We start from the raw sequence: 18,114 nt of genomic DNA on the forward strand, positions 1-18,114 counted from the left end.
CGACAGATTTTATATCTGTCGCTTTTGTTTAGGAAATTTTTGATAGATATAATGGATTATGACTTATGTTGTAGGTATGGTATCCTTATTTTTACCGTTATGACGAATTTCTGCCCAGTTGCTTGTTTCTCGAAACAGACTAATTACTTGCAGTGGAATCCATGATATCATAAAAATGGGGAATAAAAAAATCGCGCCATACATTTCCCTTGGAATGCTCCTTTTTTCTTGATAGATTGTAAGTAATGCAGCTAAGACACACATTATGATATAATAAAGCATAAAGTAAAGGCCCATTACCTGTATGAAATTAAAAATTCCTTCTTTTCCATCAAGAACAGCTGCCATAAAAGTCAGGCTGAGGGGAATGATGGAAAAAGCTTGGGCGAAGGCACTCATCAGAAACATGGAAAAATCTGCGGCATAGGCTCTGTTTGGTTTACGAAGGCGTTTAACCAGATTTTTCAGGTGCAGTTTCCCAACTTGCATAATTCCGCTGCACCAACGACGACGTTGTAATAAGGATACTCGAAATGAGGTGGGCTGTTCGTCATAGGTGATGGCATCGGGTACCCACCATACACGCTCGCCCAAAAGTGCACATTGGGCTGAAAATTCCGCATCCTCGGCGATGGTTATGGTATTCCATCCACCAAGTTTTTTCAGAGTGTCTTTATCAACAGCAAAGCCTGTACCGACCAATTTTGCGGAAAGACCACAGGCACCCCTTGCTTTATTGAAAAACAGATGGAAAAGATTAAAATAAAGATTATAACAACCGGAAACCCAAGAAGCATGGGGATTGCTTGCTAATTGGCGGCCTTTTGCAACCTTTGCGCCTGCATCAAAGGCATCGTTCATTTTAAGTAAAAAATCGGATTTTACAATGTTATCAGAATCAAAGACGCAAAAAGCATCGTAGCCTTTTTTCTGCAATTGCATAAGGGCTTGATGTAAGGCATCTCCTTTACATTTTACGGGAAAGGGACAGTGAATGATCTCTGCGCCGTAAGCTTTTGCAGCACGCTCTGTATTGTCGGTACAGTTATTGGGGATAACAAATACATCGAACAGTTCATAGGGGTAATTTTGTTTTTGTATGCTTTCGACAAAATCACCAATTACAGATTCTTCGTTTCTGGCTGCCGTGATGACTGCGAAGCGACGCATTTTTTTTGCGGAAGGATACTGTATTTCTTTTTTGAAAGCAAAGCAGGCAATCCCGCCAAAATATAAGCTGATTAGCTTTAGAAGCACTCCAATGATAACTGCGATCCATAGTAATTCTTCCACTTTTTTTACCACCTTTCGGAAATTACAATTTTTTATTGTCTTCAACAAATATAGGGTATATATTTTAAGAAGAACTTAACAAAAATCTTAATAAAAGCGAAAAAATGAATCTTAAGGGAAAATTAATTATTTTCGAGATGGATTCTTAAGGGCTTTTTTATAAAATGAAATTACAGAATGACGGAGGTGTACAGCATGTACAATATTTTGATTTGTGATGATGAGAAAGACATCGTTTCTGCGCTGTCAATATATCTTTCTACGGAGAATTATAAGATTTTTACTGCTTATACAGGGAAAGAAGCTTTGCAGGTGGTACAGAATAATGATATTCACTTGATTCTGATGGATATTATGATGCCCCAGATGGATGGGATATCAGCTACGGCGAAGCTTCGGGAGTCCTCCAATATCCCCATTATCCTTTTAACAGCAAAGAGTGAAGACAGCGATAAAATTCTTGGATTGAATATTGGTGCAGATGATTATATTACCAAACCCTTTAATCCCATAGAAGTGATGGCACGGGTACGCTCTCAGCTAAGACGATATACCTCATTAGGCGGTATGGCGAAAAAAGCTTCCCATTTGGTCATTGGAGGCATTGATTTAGATGATGAAGCCAAAACGGTTTCTGTAGACGGCGAAGCGGTATCCTTGACTCCCAGCGAATACAATATTTTAAAACTTCTTATGGAAAATCCAGGACGTGTTTTCTCATCCACACAAATTTATGAGCAAATTTGGAATGAAGATGCTTATGGCTCCGGCAGTGTTGTAGCGGTACATATTCGTCATCTGCGAGAAAAAATTGAAATCAATCCCTCTGAACCACGGTATTTAAAGGTGGTATGGGGGCTTGGCTACAAGGTTGAAAAGGAGGCGAAAGAATGACAAAGGTCACCCATAATCTTGGGTTTAAAGTACTGGCCTTATTTCTTGCCGTTATCTCGGGAGTTTTGAGTTTCATTAGCGTAACTGCCGTATTTGTGGGAGGAGAAAGCGGCTTCTATAGCGGCGATGCGCGTTCCTATTATGAAACGCCATGGTGTGAGTGGATCACCGATCAGTATGCCGATCAGGCTATGGATATGTATAACTATCGCCCTCCCCAGCTAGAGGAATGGTCGGGAAAAGAAAATGTAAACTTTGGATATGAGATTCTTACCTTAGATGGTGAGAAGATTGCCGAAGGGAATGTACCTCAAGCGGTAGGTCAGTCGGAAAGCTATTCATTCTATACCTATGGAGAGTATAATGGGGATGGGGAATGGATTGATTATGATGAGCCCGTTAATGTTAGCCTTCGGGCATACGTGAAAGCTCCTTTGACAGCTTCCGATGATTATTGGCTATCCTATAGGCTATATGAATTTATTTATTCTTTTCGAATGTTGATTCTAGTGGTAGCATTGGCAAGCATATTAACATTTTTTGCTATTCTTATTTATTTGCTTTGCGCTGCGGGACATAGGGGGAAATCTGAGGAGATTATTCCGAATCTTCAAGACCGTATTCCATTGGAGATATATTTTGGCTTAATTTTAGCGCTAATATCAATTCCCGCTATGGGAACAAATGCAATGTATCCTTATGATAGTTTTAGTGACTTTGTATTTCTTTTTGCGGGATTAGTTTACTTTGTTGTATTGGCAATTGCAGTTATGATGACCACTGCAACGCGGCTGAAAATGGGAAAATGGTGGAGAAATTCAATCACTTATTGGGTTTTTCGAATTGGATGGAAATTTATGGGGGCAGTATTTACTACCATAAGGGATACCATTACCGCTTTGCCAATGACATGGAAATATGCCGTGGCATGGTTTTTGATTTCGCTATTTTACTTTGCCAATTCCAATAATAACGGAACAGTTTTCATTGTGAACTGTATTATTTTGGTTCTTGTTCTTTCGGTGGCAAACCAACTGCAAAAGTTGAAAAAGGCGGGGGAGCAATTGGCAAACGGTAATTTGGATTATAAGGTGGATACCTCTAGGATGTTTCGATCTTTCCGAAGACATGGAAGTAATTTAAATAGCCTATCAAAGGGTGCAACCATTGCTATGGAACAGAAAATGAAAAGCGAAAGATTAAAAACAGAGTTAATTACCAATGTATCTCACGATATTAAAACGCCATTAACCTCCATTATTAATTATGTTGACTTACTAAAAAAAGAAGAACTAACAGGAAAGGCACAAGGGTATTTGGAGGTTTTGGATCGCCAATCCAGAAGATTGAAAAAACTCACGGAAGACTTGGTTGAGGCATCGAAAGCATCCACAGGTAATATTTCTGCACACTTGGCACCAACGGATCTTTGTGAATTGGTGCATCAGGCGGTGGCTGAATATGAAGAAAAGCTGGAAAAAGCAAAGTTGGAAGTGATTATTACCACCCAGGAGCCGGTTTTTGGTATGGTTGATGGCAATTTAACGTGGCGTGTATTGAGCAATCTTTTGAGCAACGCATGTAAATATTCCCAGACTGGCACAAGGGTTTATATTTCAATTTCAAAAAAAGGGAATTCAGCAATTATTTCTATGAAAAATACATCGAGAGAACAGCTGAATATTGCGCCTGATGAATTGATGGAACGCTTTGTGCGAGGGGATAGCTCTCGTTCCACAGAAGGAAGTGGACTGGGGTTAAATATTGCCCGTAGTTTAGTGGAACTCCAAAAAGGAAAGTTTACCCTTTCCATAGAGGGGGATTTATTTAAAGCCTTTGTGCAGTATCCATCAGCAAAGGAACCTGCGCCGCAAGTGCAAGAAGAAGAGGAAACATCAGAGGCCGCTGGGGCAAAAACGGAACAATTGGAAGAAAATAAAGAGGAGAAAAATAAATAAAACAGGGAAAAATCCCCACGCTGTAACGAAAAAATACAGGTGGGGATTTTTTTGGTTGAGGATATTAATTTTCCAAATTATGGAATATGTGTTCAGCGCAGTTTATATAATGTTTTCCGGTTCCCAAAGAACAATATTTCCCGTTGCAAGGGATTTTTTTACGTCTATGAGCCGTTGGTTTTTACTGCCACAAAACTGTAGTTCCAAAGAACGTTGTTCTAGGAGAAAAGGTCCGTCAATTAAAACATCAATTTGGTTTAAAAGCCGAAGAATATCGGCATTTCCGTTTTCTATAAGATTCTCCCAAAGATATCCTGTGTATGCCCAAACATTCAGCCCCAGCTTTTTTGCGCCTTCTGCCATATAGGTACATGGGATGGGCTGATCCAGAGGTTCTCCTCCCGAAAGAGTAAGGCCATCCAGCAGAGGATTTTCGGCCAAAGCGGACAGAATGAGATCAGTATCTCCGGTATACCCCTCTTCAGGATCATGGGTCTGAGGATTATGACAACCCGGACAATGATGAGGACAGCCTTGTGTAAAAACGGTTAGCCGTATTCCCGGACCATCCACAATAGAATCATTTACCACACCACTGAGTTTGATTTCCATTAAATCAGCCCTTCTTTGCATTAATTTTTACATCGGTAACTAAGGAATGCTTTACTCTGTCTGCAACCTCGGCACGTTTTGCATTGTTGAAACGATCCAGGGTTCCTACCAAATATCCGGTGATTCGACGAATCCGTTGGAAGCCCACAACACCATCATCTTCTTTTCTACCACATTTGGGGCAGGTATCTCCGATGATACCGTTATAGCCACAAATGGGATCACGGTCAATGGGGTGATTAATGGAACCGTACCCAATATTTTGAGCTTTCATATAGCGGATCACTTTTTCAAAGGCATCCAAATTTTTGCTGGGATCCCCGTCAAGTTCCACATAAGTAATATGACCAGCATTGGTGAGGGCATGGTAGGGTGCCTCCAATTGGATCTTTTTAAAGGCACTGATGGGGTAGTAAACGGGAATATGGAAACTGTTTGTGTAATATTCCTTATCCGTAACCCCTTCAATGGAACCAAACCTTTCACGGTCCATGCGGACAAATCTTCCGGAAAGGCCTTCTGCCGGTGTGCCAAGCAGGGTTATGTTCATGCCTGTTTTTTTAGAGTAATCATCCAAACGGTTCCGCATGTGACTTATGATGTCGATACCCAGGTTTTGTGCGATTTCACTTTCCCCATGATGAACACCAATGAGGGCCTTTAAGGTTTCTGCCAGGCCGATAAAGCCTATGGATAGTGTGCCATGTTTTATTACTTCCCGAACTTCATCGTAGGGGTTTAATTTATCGCTGCCAATCCAAACACCTTCTCCCATAAGAAAAGGATAGTTATGTACTTTTTTCTTTGCCTGAATTTCAAAGCGTTCCATAAGCTGAGCAATAACTAAATCAATTTTACTGTCCAGTTCTTTAAAGAACCAATCAATATTCTTATTGGCAAGGATGGCAATGCGAGGAAGGTTGATGCTGGTAAAGCTCAGATTGCCACGCCCAGGGGTGATTTCCTGCGCAGGATCATAAACGTTTCCCATGACTCTGGTTCTACATCCCATATAAGCAATTTCCGTTTCAGGGTGTCCTTCTTTATAATATTTCAGGTTATAGCTTGCATCTTGGAAGGAAAAGTTGGGAAATAGGCGTTTTGCACTTACACGGCAAGCTAATTTGAATAAATCGTAGTTTGGTTCGCCGGGATTAAAGTTAACGCCTTCCTTAACACGGAAAATCTGGATGGGGAAGATGGCTGTTTCTCCATTTCCCAGCCCTGCTTCCGTTACCAAAAGCATATTTTTCATGACCATCCGTGCCTCTGTAGAGGTATCCATACCGTAATTGATAGAGGAGAAGGGGGTTTGTGCCCCTGCACGGCTGTGCATGGTATTTAAGTTGTGAAGGAGGGCTTCCATGGCTTGATAGGTTGCCTTATCTGTTTCTTCCGTAGATTTTTTGGATGTAAAATCCTTCACTTTTTTGTACATTTCAGGGGATACCCCTGACTGCATGAATATTTCTTCTTCTGCTTTGTCAAACACATGATTTGAGTCAAGGGTAGGATACAATCCCTTTTCTTCCAATTTTGCAAAGTTATCTAATGCCATTTTTCCCATTTCGGGGCTGTCCATTACTTCCAAAATAGAAGAAAAGTTAGAACGATAACGTTTTTTATAGGTTTTAATGACACCGGGAGCAAGATCACGATCAAAGTTTGGTACGGATTGACCGCCATGTTGATCATTTTGATTAGATTGAATAGCAATACATGCCAAGGAAGCATAACTGGCGATATCGTTAGGCTCTCTTAAAACGCCATGGCCTGTGGAGAAGCCGCCTTGAAATAATTTTTGGAGGTCAATTTGGCAACAGGTTGTTGTGAGAGTATAGAAATCCAAATCATGAATATGGATATCTCCATTTCTGTGGGCTTCGGAATGGGCGGGATTCAAAACGTAGCATTCATAAAAATGTTTTGCGCCTTCGGAGCCGTATTTTAGCATGGAACCCATGGCGGTATTCCCGTCAATATTGGCATTTTCTCTTTTTATATCACTGTCATTTGCTTCTTTATAGGTAATATCTTCGAAAGTTTTCATTAATCTATCATTCATGTTGCGTACGCGGGTACGTTCCGCACGATACAAGATGTAGGCTTTTGCTGTACGGACATATCCATGATCAATAAGCACTTTTTCTACCATATCTTGAATTTGTTCAACCGTAGGGGAAGTAATATTATCTGCGGCAAAACCTTCGGATATTTCCTGCGCAAGGTTCAAGCAAATACCATAATCTTTTGTGCCTACCGTTGCTTCAAATGCTTTTTCAATTGCGTTGGCGATTTTATTAATGTCGAAATAAACCGTTCTGCCGTCACGCTTTTTAATGGTTGTGATCATATTTTTATGCCCCTTTCAAATAGCCATTGTATTTGCCTTTTTTTGACAGACCCAGTATATGCCTGAACAGAAATTTAAAATCGACAAAACACAACATATAGTTTTTTGGAAAATATTATTCATACATATTGTAGACCTTTCCGGAATTACCGTCAAGAGAATTTATTGAAAAAATGAAATTTGGTGAATTTCACAATGCTGGGGCATAAACTGTTATAAAAGCTGCAGAAAGGAGAGACAAAATCCATGAAATGGGAGCGGTTTTCGAGCCTGAGGGAAAAAGAGGTTATCAACATTTGCGATGGAAGGCGGTTGGGGTTTGTATGTGATTTGGAGATTGATTTAATAAGTGGAAAAATTTGTACGCTGATTATTCCGGAGGATGGTGCCAGATGGAATTTTTTTTGTAAGGAACGTCTTTTTTTTGTGCCATGGCGATGTATTAAGCGCATTGGGGATGATATTATTTTAGTGGAAGTAGATGCAGAGGAGGTTTTGATTACAGACGAATGAAACCTTGACCAACTGGGGGTTTTTGCCGTATAATTATTTTCGAGAAGGAAAGAATACCGAAAAAGGGGGATACCATTTTGAAATGTCCTTTTTGCAACTATGCAGATACGAAAGTAATTGATTCCAGAGCGCAGGATGATAGTGCGGTTATTCGTCGCCGTCGTCTTTGTGAAAGCTGCGGAAAACGTTTTACTACTTACGAGAGAATAGACATGATCCCCATTACTGTAATTAAGCGGGATGGCACAAGAGAGATATTCGATAAGACAAAACTTATGGGCGGTATTATGAAATCTTGCAATAAACGTCCGGTTACAGCAAGGCAAATTGAAGAATTGGTTGACGATGTGGAGAATACTCTCATTGGCGGCGGGGAAAGAGAAGTGGAGAGCAAAGTGATTGGTAACATGGTTATGGATCGCTTAAAGGAATTGGATGAAGTTGCATATGTTCGTTTCGCATCCGTATATCGTCAGTTTAAAGATATCAATACATTTATAGATGAGCTTCAAAAAATGCTCAGTGAAAAGCGTGGTATTTTATAATGCTTTTTCAATTGATTTGACATAAAAGATGAAATCCCTTTGGGCGATATGCTCAGAGGGAACTTTTTTGCAAAATTATGATGGGAGGCTTAAGATGGAAAAAAAGGTGAAGGCGTTAGTTGGCTGGACAGTAATGGGAGAAAAAGCGGCCAAGTTGGTTGGCGAAAAATATAAAACAGCAGGAGTGGAAATTTCTTTTTGCGGCAAAAAAACAAAAGATGAACTAATTTTATTTGGGGAACAGGGGAATATGACCCATGTGTTGTATTTTTTAGACCACGAAAAGCTGCTTTTGGTAAGCCTTGCCGATGAAATGGGTGGTTTTACCGTTGAGGTAAACGTGAATGACTTAATCATGCCCTAATTAAGCTTGTTTCCCTGTTTCCCGAGTTTTGTATGATTAAGAAAGAAAAAAGAATAAACATAGACAGGCAATATTTTACAAAATATCTCATAGGATAAAAATGTAAGCAAAACATATTTACTTAAGGAGGTATTTTAGTATGAATGGATTTGGTTGTGGATGTGGCAATGATTCTTGTTTATGGATTTTGATTTTGTTGTGCTGCTGTGGAAACGGCTTTGGTGGCTGTGGCGGCGGCTGTGGCGGCTGCGGCAACGATTCTTGCTTATGGATTTTGATTTTGTTGTGCTGCTGTGGCGGTGGCATTGGCGGCTGTGGCTGTGGCAACCAACTTAACAACTGCGGCGCTTGCTAATTCAGAGTGCGAAAAAGAGCTTTTACTGTAAAAGGCTAAAAGCAGTTAGTTATGTTTTTGTAGCGGCAAGATTGTAACGAAAGAGGGGTTTCTTCATTTTAATTGGCTAAAGCAATGATAAATGATTGATCACATTATATGAGGAAACACTTCGGCTTTTTCGTTATGCTCACGAAAGGAGTTTGACGAAAAGGGCACTTTTAAAGGTGTAGATGATGTCTGCACCTTTAGGCTTTCCCGATTTTTGGGGAAGCCTTTCTTTTTTTGCGGACAAAAAATAAGGCATGATAGGCACTGATCCTTTACAATAAAAGAAATAGTATTTGTTGAAGGGAGTTTTCATGGTGTTAGAACAGAATTTAAAAAAAGATGAACGCTGTAGAGTGTTAATTGAATATTGCAAAATTTATTTTTTAGATAGAGCATATAAATTAGAAAATCAATTTTACAGTGCTTTTTATGTACAATGCACAGAGAGTACTGCCGCTGATGGGTATGAAATATTTTTGGAAACAGCCATGGAGTGCAATTATTTTAAAAGTAATCTTGACCGTTTGGATGAAACGGCAATGACTCGCTTTTTTAAGCTGGCGGGAATTCACCATACAATACGGATGGTGAGAAGGCGAAAAAAAGAATTATCATGGGATGATATGAAAGATAATTTGTTTCAGGTATATGAATTAACGGAAAATGAGAAAGAAATGGCTGATATTCTGCAAAGATGTGCATTTCTTTATCAAGCAGGTTTTCAAGACCTATTCATAAAAACAACGGCAAGGTATATTTTTGGTGATAAGGTACTTTCTGCATTTTCATTCGCTTTCATCGGAAACTTCTGGTATAATTCCTATAGTAGCTTTATGGGGTCGTTTACCGGATACGTTCCTTTTCATGTTCGTATGGAACGAGCCATGGGGCAATAAATTTGGAAGGATGAATATCCATGGGGGAAAGCAGATGGACGAAAGAGCAATTACAGGCAATTGAAACAAGAAACTGTGATCTTTTGGTTTCGGCGGCTGCCGGCAGCGGAAAAACCGCGGTATTGGTGGAGCGTATTATCAGACGAATCACAACGGATGATCCTCCCGTGGATATTGATAGATTATTGGTTGTAACCTTCACGAAAGCGGCAGCATCGGAAATGAGCCAAAGAATTGGGGCAGCCATTGCAAAGAAGTTGGAGCAGGAACCCCAAAACTTGCATTTGCAAAATCAGCTAACACTCCTTGCTCGTGCAGATATAAAAACCATACACTCCTTTTGTTTGCAAATCATCCGTGAGTATTATCATCTTTTAGATATAGATCCTGCTGTAAGAACGGGAGATCCCGGCGAGATCAAGCTGTTACAGCAAGAGGTCTTGGAGGATTACTTTGAGGAGCTTTATCAAAACCAAGAGACAGGATTTTTTCGGTTGTTGGAAACCTTCGCAGAAGAGACAAGGGACACAAGGCTGAAGGACTTAGTATTACAGCTGTATCATTTTGCTCAAGGGTATCCTGACCCCGTAGGTCTATTAGAAAAAATGGCAGAGCAGTTTGCGCTGGATGATAGTGAAACGGTGGATTCTTGCATGTGGATTGACTTGATACGGGAGGGAATCAGAGGAAATGTAACCTTTGCCAAATATCTACTGGAAAAAGCCATGAGACTTGCGTCTTCCACTTCGGGTTTTGAAGCCTATCTGGAATGCCTAGAGAGGGAAGCCCAAGCTATGGAGGAACTGGAGGAAGCTTTGTCATTGGGATATGCCCAGTGGCATATGGCGTTTATCCAAACGGAGTTTTCAAGATTGCCTGCTTACCGTGGAGAGGAAAAAGAGCTGGCTGAGGAAATTAAAGCCTTGCGCAATGAGGCAAAGGATGTACGAAATAAGCTTGGAGACACATATTTTTGCTTTAGCCAGGAGATGCAAAGTGAGCTGCTTCGCTCTCTATACCCTGTGGCAAAGGGTTTGGCAGAGTTGGTTCGTGGTTTTATTTCTCGCTTTCTTGAAGCAAAAAAAGAGAAGCTCATGATTGATTTTCATGATTATGAGCACTTTTGCTTGCAAATTTTAGTGGAAAAAGGAAGTTCCGTGCATCATGTTATTCCTACTGCTGCTGCTGAAGAAGTACAAAAACGTTATGATGAAATTATGATTGACGAATATCAGGATAGTAATATGGTTCAGGAAATGATATTGGCCGCAGTTTCCGGTGAGAGCAAGGGGAAAAATAATCGTTTTATGGTTGGGGATGTAAAGCAGAGCATTTATCGGTTTCGATTGGCGATGCCCCAACTATTTAACGAAAAATATCAGACATACTCTACAAATGAGGGGGGAAAATGTCGGAAAATTATACTTGCCAAAAACTTTAGAAGCCGTAAAAATGTATTGGATGGGATTAATTTTTTGTTCCGCCAGCTTATGTCTTTGGAATTTGGTGATATAGATTACAATGATGAAGTTGCGTTATATCCGGGAGCTGTTTTTTCGGATACCCAAGAACGTCATGGGGGAGAGAATGAAGTCATTTTAATAGAAAGCCAGAGTGTTTTAGAAGAAAACATGGAGGAACTGGAGGATTTAAGCCGCCGTCAGCTGGAAGCTATGGCAATTTCTGACAGAATCAAAGAGATGATGGCAGAGGGGTATTGTGTAGTGGATAAGGAAAGCGGAGATTATCGCCCTCTGGAGTATGGAGACATTGCAATCTTAATGCGCAGTATGAAGAATTGGGGTGGAGTTCTGGATGATGTTTTTGGACAAGCAGGGCTTCCTTACTATGCAGAGACCGCAGAGGGTTATTATGATGTACCCGAGGTGGACACGATTTTGAATCTTTTGAGACTTTTGGATAACCCAAGGCAGGATATCCCATTACTTTCTTTGCTTCATTCCCCTCTGTACGGTCTTACTGCCGATGAATTAATGCAAATGCGATTGATTGGTGGTAACGGATTGTTTTTTGATTGTATAGAAGGATATTTGAGTCAAGGAGAAGATGAGAAATTAAAGGAAAAGCTCCAAGACTTTCTCAAGGATTTGACAAAATGGCGAAACCGGGTGAAGGAGTTGACCCTTCATGAATTGTTACGCTATCTCTATGACGAAAGCGGTTATTATGATTATGTGGGCATGACACCAGGAGGCGGGTTACGCCAGGCAAACCTTAGGTTGCTGCTGGAGAAGGCGGAGCAATTTGAAAAGGGGAGCCTTAAAGGACTTTTTTTCTTCATTCGTTATGTGGAGGATATGAAAACAACGGAGGCAGAGTCTGCATCAGCGAAATTGCAGGGTGAAGGGGCAAACTTGATTAGAGTGCTGACCATTCATAAGAGTAAGGGGCTGGAATTCCCCGTTGTTTTTGTGGCAGATACGGGAAAGCAATTTAATGAAATGGATGTAAGGGCGGCAGTGCTAACCCATCAAGAGTGGGGCTTTGGGATGGACTATAAGAATTTAGAACGCAGAGCAGTATATCGTACTTTATCAAAGACGGCTCTGGCTGAGGTGATTCGTCTGGAAAATTTGTCGGAGGAGCTGAGGGTCCTTTATGTTGCTTTAACCAGAGCAAAGGAAAAGCTGATTTTAACGGGGACGATAAAGGATTTAGAAAAATCCGTAGGGAAATGGGCAGGTATGGCTGAGGGCAAAGAAGACCGTTTACCTATATTTCGTTTAAGGCGGGCTAAAAGCTATTTGGACTGGATTATGCCTGCCCTGATGCGTCATCCCAGTGCAAAATGGATCAGTGAGCAATTTGAACGTCCCAGGGATTTAGAATTATTTCCCCATGAACCATCTTTTTGGACATTTCTATTAAAAAGAAGAGGAGACATTCTTTTGCGGGCGGTGGAAGAAAAAGAAGAGGCTCAGGAACAGGAAAATCAGTTTGCAGATTGGAATATGGATGAAGATTTTAGTGGGAAAAAAGATGTGATTTTTTCTTTGTTAAATTGGCAGTATCCCCATATGGCAGCAACGGAGCTTCCCTCGAAGCTGTCCATTTCCGAAGTAAAGAGAAGGAATATGGAAGAAATTACGGGAGAGAAAATTTATCCTGAGATAGACTTTAAGCTTCCTCAAGACGTAAAAGAAGAGCGTCCTTTGACAGCGGCAGAAATCGGTACGGCAATGCACGCAGTGATGGAAAGTGCGGATTTTCGTATGATATATGATGAAGAAAAATTTAATGAATTAATAGAGGAAATGATTGATAAAGGGAAGCTTTCTGAAAAGGAAGCTACGGCACTAAGAAAGGACGAATTGTTAAATTTCTTTGCCTCCCCATTGGCAGAACGTATAAGAAAGGGAGAAGTAGTGGAAAAGGAGCGTTCTTTTGCTATGCTTGTTTCTGCAAATGAGCTTTTTTTGGACGAAGCCTATAAAAATGTAGAGGACACGGTATTATTAAACGGTATCATTGACTGTTATTTTACAGAGGGGGAGAATGTTATCCTTCTGGATTATAAAAGTGACAGAGTTTATCATGAGGAGGTATTGCGTAATCGCTATAAAACCCAATTACAGCTATATAAGCGGGCTTTAGAGCAGGCTTTGGGCAAGACGGTGACAGAGATTTATCTTTATTCTTTTGCTATGGGGCGGGAGATTTTATTATAGGTTAAGAGGTGATTTCGCTATGGCTTATTTATGGATTATTATTGCCGGTGTATGCTGGGGATTAATTGGCATATTTACAAAGGCAATTACCAAGTTTGGATTTACAGAAATGGAAATGCTGTTTATTAAAGGGATAGTGAGTGCCATTTTCTTGTTTGTACTCCTTTTTGTGAAAGATAAAAAGAGCTTTCGCCTAAAAAAGAAAGGAGATCTCTTTTATTTTGTGGGTACAGGGATACTTAGTTTTACCTTTTTCAGCTGGTGCTATTTAAAAGCAATTAATATGATCAGCATCGGTGTTGCTGCTGTGTTGCTATATACGGCACCTACCATTGTTATGCTGTTATCCATTATTTTATTTAAAGAAAAGATGACAAAGCGTAAGGGTGTTGTTTTGCTTATGACATTGTGTGGATGCGCTTTGGTGACGGGAGTTTTTGGGGGAAGGATTATGATAACGCCCTTAGGGCTTTTGGCAGGGATGGGATCTGCAATTGGTTATGCCCTCTATAGTATTTTTGGTACTTTTGCCTTGCGCAGAGAATACAATTCCCTGACGATTTCATTTTACACTTTTTTACTTGCTTCCGTGTTTATGTCATTTTGTGTAAATCCCATTCACGTTGTACAGAAAATCACAGAGAAGGGACAATGGCCGCTCAATATTGTTTTTGCTGTAATGACTACGGTTGTGCCATATTTATGTTATACAAAGGGGTTAAGCAAATTACCTGCCAGCAAGGCCTCGGTGACGGCCACCATTGAACCTGTGGTTGCAGCGATTTTGGGGATTGTTGTTTTCAAGGAAAGCATTACCGTTTCAAAAATTGGAGGCATTTTATTGGTTGTGGGGGCTGTTGTGCTTATGAATATGGGAAAAATGCCGGAGGCAGTAGAAATTGAAGAAACACTGGAAACAAGGGAAGAACAATAAAAAGGATGGCTTAGGCCATCCTTTTGGTTTATTAAAAATCCATAGGGTCTTGGAAAACTCCGTTTAATATTACTTCATAGTGGCAGTGGATTCCCGTTGCTTGCCCGGTAGAACCGGTTGTTGCAATAACATCGCCCTTTTTGACTACATCTCCCACAGATACCAAATTTTCTGTATTATGGGCATAACGTGTAACAAAGCCATTTCCATGGCTGATTAATACATAATAGCCATAATCGTCACGATAGTCTGCTTCAGTCACTGTGCCTGCAGCAGTTGCAGTGATAGGAAGAATTTTGCTGCGAGTGGAGATGTCCAACCCATTATGCACTCTGCCGTCACTGATGGAAGAAAGCCCGTTGGGATTAAAGCCGGAGGAAATATATCCCTTGACAGGCAGTCCACTGGGGATATCACTATATGCAGATAAAGTTTCGGTAACATTGCTTGCTACTTCGTTAAAAGATGTTCCTGCTTCATTCAAGTGACAATCAATACGATCCAGCTGTACCGCCAGGGAGGTAACCTTATTGAAAGAAGTGGTTACAATAGGGGTGAAATTTGCTGTTTCGGGTTTTGTTTCCTCAAAACAACTGGCAACGGCGTTGTATATTTCTGCAGAAGCACTGTCATTTGTGCTAAGGTTATTCAGTTGGTCATTCAGGTTATTTTTTACATCTTCCAATTCGTTGATTTTTTGTTCTAATTCAGCGGCTTTATTTTGCAAATCCTCAATGTTTTCGTTATAATTATTATTTTCGCTTTGCAAAGCTTTTGAATTTTGTTCTAATTTTCGGTTCGTGCGCTCTACTTCTTGCAATTCCTGCTGGGATGCAAGCAGTTTATTTTTGGCGTTGAAGTATGAACCTATGGTAATGGCAGAGCCGCCAATGCACACGCAGGCAGCAATACAGATTGCCAATGTTTGCTTTTTTTTCAAATGAAATGCTTTGTGAGCCCCGTTATGGGAAATATGGAGAGATAAAAAGTGTTTTGTCGGTTCCGTATTTAAAGATAAATTTTCGTTGGGTTCCATCGAATTATCCTTTCTTATAAGTTAATATGTTGATATTATAGTGTAAAATATGGCAATTGTAAATAATTATTTCATTAAATATTCAAATTAGTTAATAATTAGTTAATAATTATTGATTTGCTTTATATGGGTAACAAAATATGGTATGATGTGAAAGGTCAACAGAGCATTTTTGAAGATGCAAAAAAGGATATTTTTTTTAATTTTTTTTACTAGGGAAAAATGCATGAATTAAGTGTTACTTGTCCGTTTTCATGAAATTGAAAAAACTGTAATATAAGAGGGTTATCTATCATTTATTACGGAGGAAGGGGCTGATTTTATGAATCTGGAACCCAAAAAAATGATACAATACGGAAAAACTGGATTTATGTTTTTAAAGGCGGGAAAGGGAGCTTTTTCGTTACTAAGAGAGCGGTTATTTAAAAAAAGAAAACAAAAGAAACTAACGAAAAAATATAAGTTAGAAAAAAGGCAGGAACAAAGTCTGATGCCTCTTTTGGGGAAAAGGAAAAAGGGCGTTTTTAGATGGACAAAAGTGGGGATTAGGGCTGGGTTGATTGTCAAGGAGCGTTATTTTTAAAAAAATTATTTTAAGGAGGCTATTACATTGGAGGATAAGAGAAAGGAAGAGCAGGAGTGGCCAGATACTTCTGTGGACAAAGAAATAGAAAATGTGGAAAGTGGTGTGGATGAATCCGAAGAATCTGTAGACAAAATGGTGATAAAGAAAGAATCAGAGGAAAATATTTTTAAAAATGTGGATGAATCTGTGGATACACAGGAAGAACCTGTGAATAACTCTGTGGAAGCAGAAATGAAGCCTGTGGAAACCTGTGGAAATTTAGAAGATGACTGTCCTCACATTGTGGATGAACCTGTGGACAATGTGGATAATTCTATTGTAGATGTGGAAAAAGAAGAGGCTAACCAAACCAAAGGTGGTGCCGTTTGGTGGAAAGTTCTTTTGGGATTGCTTGCTTTTGCAGGTTTTTTGGCTTTCTGCTGGCATACTACAGGAGGAGGTCTTTGGAAGACGGCGGACATTGCTGTAACGTATGCAAAGGATAACGGTTTATATGTGTTTGACTTAAAAAATGACCCCTACCTAGTAAATGACAGCATTAGTGATGGCGGCGAATATAATTATTACTATTCTGCATGGGGTGCAAGTGCTTCAGAAGATAATGAGGAATTATACTATATCGTGGGAATTAATGAAGACGGTGTTGGCAGTTTATATTATAAAGATATCAAAAATAAAGATGCGGCATCTATTTTGATTGCAGAAAATGTATTTCACTATGTTAGCAGCGAGAATGGAACAGAGTGTGTTTATTTGGTTAAAAATGGCGATAAAATAGATTTATATCTATACAAAGATGAACAAAGTCAATTGATTGCCAACGATATTTTGCAACAAAACGGGGCATATGACCTAAGTGAAGACAGTTCTTATGTTTTATACAAAAAGAGTAATAACGATGCAGCATCCTTTTATGCTTATGTGATTGGGGAGGAAGCGCCTGTAAAGCTATCCGATTCTGTTGTTTTGGATTTTATAGCGGAAAAAACAAACATTACTTATTATTTAGAGCAGCAGGCAGACGCTTATCAGCTTTTCCAATTCGTTCCGGGAGAAGAACCTCAATTGGTTGCCGAGCAGGTTACTTATGCGGAGTTAATGCCTAACAATCAGGATGTTTTTTATTGTGCCATGAGAGCGGAAGATACTTCTTTTGACCAGTTAATTGAGGATGACATTACGGATCTTTCCGCATATGACGAAAAACGTCAGGCTGAAATTGAAGAAATGCGAAACAAAATGAATGATGAGAAGGGCATGGATCCCATTTTCCAGGATTGCTATGTATTAACGTCTGCCGGAAAGACAAAGGTTCGGGAAAATGTAATTTCCGCTGCATCTTTGGAAGGAAAAAGTGGATTCCTTATCGGATATTCCATGGAAGCGCCAAAGCCGGTGAAATTATCCGAAATCCATTCTTTTGATGAGGCTTTGTATTCCTATTATTCAGATTTAATGTATGGTGAAAAACAAGTATTTATTGCAGATAAGACCGGCAATGTGTATACTTTACAGAAAAAGAATGTGATACCTACTTCAGCTCAGGTTTCCAACGACGGCAAGGTTGCCGCTTACTTTGTTCAGGATGAGAACACCGGTGATAATGTGCTGATGGTAGAAAAACTTGGCGGCAAAGGTGATGCTGTGGAAGTACAAAAGGGCGTGGAATCCATGGGCTTTTTGGGAAATAGTGAAGATTTGGTGTACTATTACAATTATAACGGCGGCTTAGGCAGCTTAGGGCTTTATAATGGGAAAGAAACGCAAGAGTTAGCCCAGAGTGCAGCAGGGGTCTATTTTTCAGAAGATAGTGAAGAAATGTATTATTTGGCGGATCTTGATACCACAACAGGCAATGGGACGCTAATCAAGTTTGATGGAAAAGAGAAACAAGAAATTGACCAGGATGTTTTCAGTTTCCAATACAAAGAAAACGGAAAGCTTGCTTATATAAAGAATTATGACATTCAGAAGGAAGTTGGAGAGTTATATTATTATGATGGAAAAACCACACGCATGGTGGATTCCGGTGTGACAGCAATTTATATGTATTGAA

General features: G+C 39.9%; 15 protein-coding genes. 11 read left to right on the plus strand and 4 right to left on the minus strand.

Features of this window, described 5'->3' with window-relative positions; all coding sequences use genetic code 11:
• Window positions 1-63 precede the first annotated feature (63 nt).
• Window positions 64-1,293: a glycosyltransferase family 2 protein gene (locus P9Q65_RS01690; protein WP_304507352.1), complete on the minus strand. Its 1,230-nt coding sequence runs from the start codon at window positions 1,291-1,293 to the stop codon at window positions 64-66.
• A gap of 195 nt (window positions 1,294-1,488) precedes the next feature.
• On the opposite strand from P9Q65_RS01690, the gene P9Q65_RS01695 reads away from it, so the two are divergent.
• Together P9Q65_RS01695 and P9Q65_RS01700 are read left to right on the plus strand one after the other, a co-directional pair.
• Entirely contained in the window at window positions 1,489-2,187 is a 699-nt protein-coding gene (locus tag P9Q65_RS01695) for a response regulator transcription factor (RefSeq protein WP_304507353.1), read from the plus strand.
• The gene (locus tag P9Q65_RS01700; RefSeq protein WP_304507354.1) at window positions 2,184-4,145 is read left to right on the plus strand and encodes a HAMP domain-containing sensor histidine kinase; all 1,962 of its coding nucleotides are present in this window, start codon (window positions 2,184-2,186) and stop codon (window positions 4,143-4,145) included. Before P9Q65_RS01695 ends, P9Q65_RS01700 begins: the two co-directional genes overlap by 4 nt.
• 102 nt (window positions 4,146-4,247) lie before the next feature.
• Here P9Q65_RS01700 and nrdG read toward each other — a convergent pair whose 3' ends face one another.
• Together nrdG and P9Q65_RS01710 are read right to left on the minus strand one after the other, a co-directional pair.
• Window positions 4,248-4,757, minus strand: a complete 510-nt coding sequence (gene nrdG, locus P9Q65_RS01705) for an anaerobic ribonucleoside-triphosphate reductase activating protein (RefSeq protein ID WP_304507355.1) — start codon at window positions 4,755-4,757, stop codon at window positions 4,248-4,250.
• 4 nt (window positions 4,758-4,761) lie between these two features.
• A complete protein-coding gene (locus tag P9Q65_RS01710; protein WP_304507356.1) occupies window positions 4,762-7,110 on the minus strand; it encodes an anaerobic ribonucleoside triphosphate reductase in 2,349 nt (782 codons plus the stop codon).
• A gap of 246 nt (window positions 7,111-7,356) precedes the next feature.
• Here P9Q65_RS01710 and P9Q65_RS01715 point away from each other — a divergent pair, with 246 nt between their 5' ends.
• From P9Q65_RS01715 to P9Q65_RS01745, 7 genes are all read left to right on the plus strand, one after another.
• Complete coding sequence (locus tag P9Q65_RS01715; protein ID WP_304507357.1) at window positions 7,357-7,623, plus strand: YlmC/YmxH family sporulation protein; 267 nt, start codon at window positions 7,357-7,359, stop codon at window positions 7,621-7,623.
• A 77-nt stretch (window positions 7,624-7,700) separates the two neighbouring features.
• Window positions 7,701-8,168: a transcriptional regulator NrdR gene (gene nrdR, locus P9Q65_RS01720; protein WP_304507358.1), complete on the plus strand. Its 468-nt coding sequence runs from the start codon at window positions 7,701-7,703 to the stop codon at window positions 8,166-8,168.
• 94 nt (window positions 8,169-8,262) lie between these two features.
• Complete coding sequence (locus tag P9Q65_RS01725; RefSeq protein WP_304507359.1) at window positions 8,263-8,532, plus strand: hypothetical protein; 270 nt, start codon at window positions 8,263-8,265, stop codon at window positions 8,530-8,532.
• A 139-nt stretch (window positions 8,533-8,671) separates the two neighbouring features.
• Window positions 8,672-8,887: a chorion class high-cysteine HCB protein 13 gene (locus P9Q65_RS01730; RefSeq protein WP_304507360.1), complete on the plus strand. Its 216-nt coding sequence runs from the start codon at window positions 8,672-8,674 to the stop codon at window positions 8,885-8,887.
• A 341-nt stretch (window positions 8,888-9,228) separates the two neighbouring features.
• Complete coding sequence (locus P9Q65_RS01735) at window positions 9,229-9,813, plus strand: hypothetical protein (protein ID WP_304507361.1); 585 nt, start codon at window positions 9,229-9,231, stop codon at window positions 9,811-9,813.
• Between the two features lie 20 nt (window positions 9,814-9,833).
• Window positions 9,834-13,502 carry a helicase-exonuclease AddAB subunit AddA gene (gene addA / locus P9Q65_RS01740; RefSeq protein WP_304507362.1) on the plus strand — a complete coding sequence of 1,223 codons (3,669 nt, stop codon included), beginning with the start codon at window positions 9,834-9,836 and terminating at the stop codon, window positions 13,500-13,502.
• Window positions 13,503-13,521: 19 nt separating this feature from the next.
• Complete coding sequence (locus P9Q65_RS01745; RefSeq protein ID WP_304507363.1) at window positions 13,522-14,436, plus strand: DMT family transporter; 915 nt, start codon at window positions 13,522-13,524, stop codon at window positions 14,434-14,436.
• Window positions 14,437-14,467: 31 nt separating this feature from the next.
• On the opposite strand, the gene P9Q65_RS01750 is transcribed toward P9Q65_RS01745, so the two are convergent.
• A complete protein-coding gene (locus tag P9Q65_RS01750) occupies window positions 14,468-15,472 on the minus strand; it encodes a M23 family metallopeptidase (RefSeq protein ID WP_304507364.1) in 1,005 nt (334 codons plus the stop codon).
• Window positions 15,473-15,794: 322 nt separating this feature from the next.
• Between P9Q65_RS01750 and P9Q65_RS01755 the strand changes: the two genes are divergently transcribed.
• Together P9Q65_RS01755 and P9Q65_RS01760 are read left to right on the plus strand one after the other, a co-directional pair.
• Complete coding sequence (locus P9Q65_RS01755; protein WP_304507365.1) at window positions 15,795-16,055, plus strand: hypothetical protein; 261 nt, start codon at window positions 15,795-15,797, stop codon at window positions 16,053-16,055.
• Window positions 16,056-16,082: 27 nt separating this feature from the next.
• Window positions 16,083-18,113, plus strand: coding sequence for a hypothetical protein (locus P9Q65_RS01760; RefSeq protein WP_304507366.1), 2,031 nt, complete (start codon window positions 16,083-16,085; stop codon window positions 18,111-18,113).
• The last annotated feature ends 1 nt before the right edge of the window (window position 18,114 follow it).

The sequence above is a fragment of the Anaerotignum sp. genome (genome assembly GCF_030625865.1).
GTDB lineage: Bacteria > Bacillota > Clostridia > Lachnospirales > Anaerotignaceae > Chakrabartyella.

What these genes read in the sequence shown, in the direction of transcription:
- P9Q65_RS01735 (WP_304507361.1), top strand. Translation starts at nt 9,229, where the DNA reads ATGGTGTTAGAACAGAATTTAAAAAAAGATGAACGCTGTAGAGTGTTA.
- P9Q65_RS01715 (WP_304507357.1), top strand. Translation starts at nt 7,357, where the DNA reads ATGAAATGGGAGCGGTTTTCGAGCCTGAGGGAAAAAGAGGTTATCAAC.
- P9Q65_RS01750 (WP_304507364.1), bottom strand. Translation starts at nt 15,472, where the DNA reads ATGGAACCCAACGAAAATTTATCTTTAAATACGGAACCGACAAAACAC.
- P9Q65_RS01710 (WP_304507356.1), bottom strand. Translation starts at nt 7,110, where the DNA reads ATGATCACAACCATTAAAAAGCGTGACGGCAGAACGGTTTATTTCGAC.
- P9Q65_RS01695 (WP_304507353.1), top strand. Translation starts at nt 1,489, where the DNA reads ATGTACAATATTTTGATTTGTGATGATGAGAAAGACATCGTTTCTGCG.
- nrdG (WP_304507355.1), bottom strand. Translation starts at nt 4,757, where the DNA reads ATGGAAATCAAACTCAGTGGTGTGGTAAATGATTCTATTGTGGATGGT.
- P9Q65_RS01725 (WP_304507359.1), top strand. Translation starts at nt 8,263, where the DNA reads ATGGAAAAAAAGGTGAAGGCGTTAGTTGGCTGGACAGTAATGGGAGAA.
- addA (WP_304507362.1), top strand. Translation starts at nt 9,834, where the DNA reads ATGGGGGAAAGCAGATGGACGAAAGAGCAATTACAGGCAATTGAAACA.
- P9Q65_RS01745 (WP_304507363.1), top strand. Translation starts at nt 13,522, where the DNA reads ATGGCTTATTTATGGATTATTATTGCCGGTGTATGCTGGGGATTAATT.
- P9Q65_RS01755 (WP_304507365.1), top strand. Translation starts at nt 15,795, where the DNA reads ATGAATCTGGAACCCAAAAAAATGATACAATACGGAAAAACTGGATTT.
- P9Q65_RS01700 (WP_304507354.1), top strand. Translation starts at nt 2,184, where the DNA reads ATGACAAAGGTCACCCATAATCTTGGGTTTAAAGTACTGGCCTTATTT.
- P9Q65_RS01730 (WP_304507360.1), top strand. Translation starts at nt 8,672, where the DNA reads ATGAATGGATTTGGTTGTGGATGTGGCAATGATTCTTGTTTATGGATT.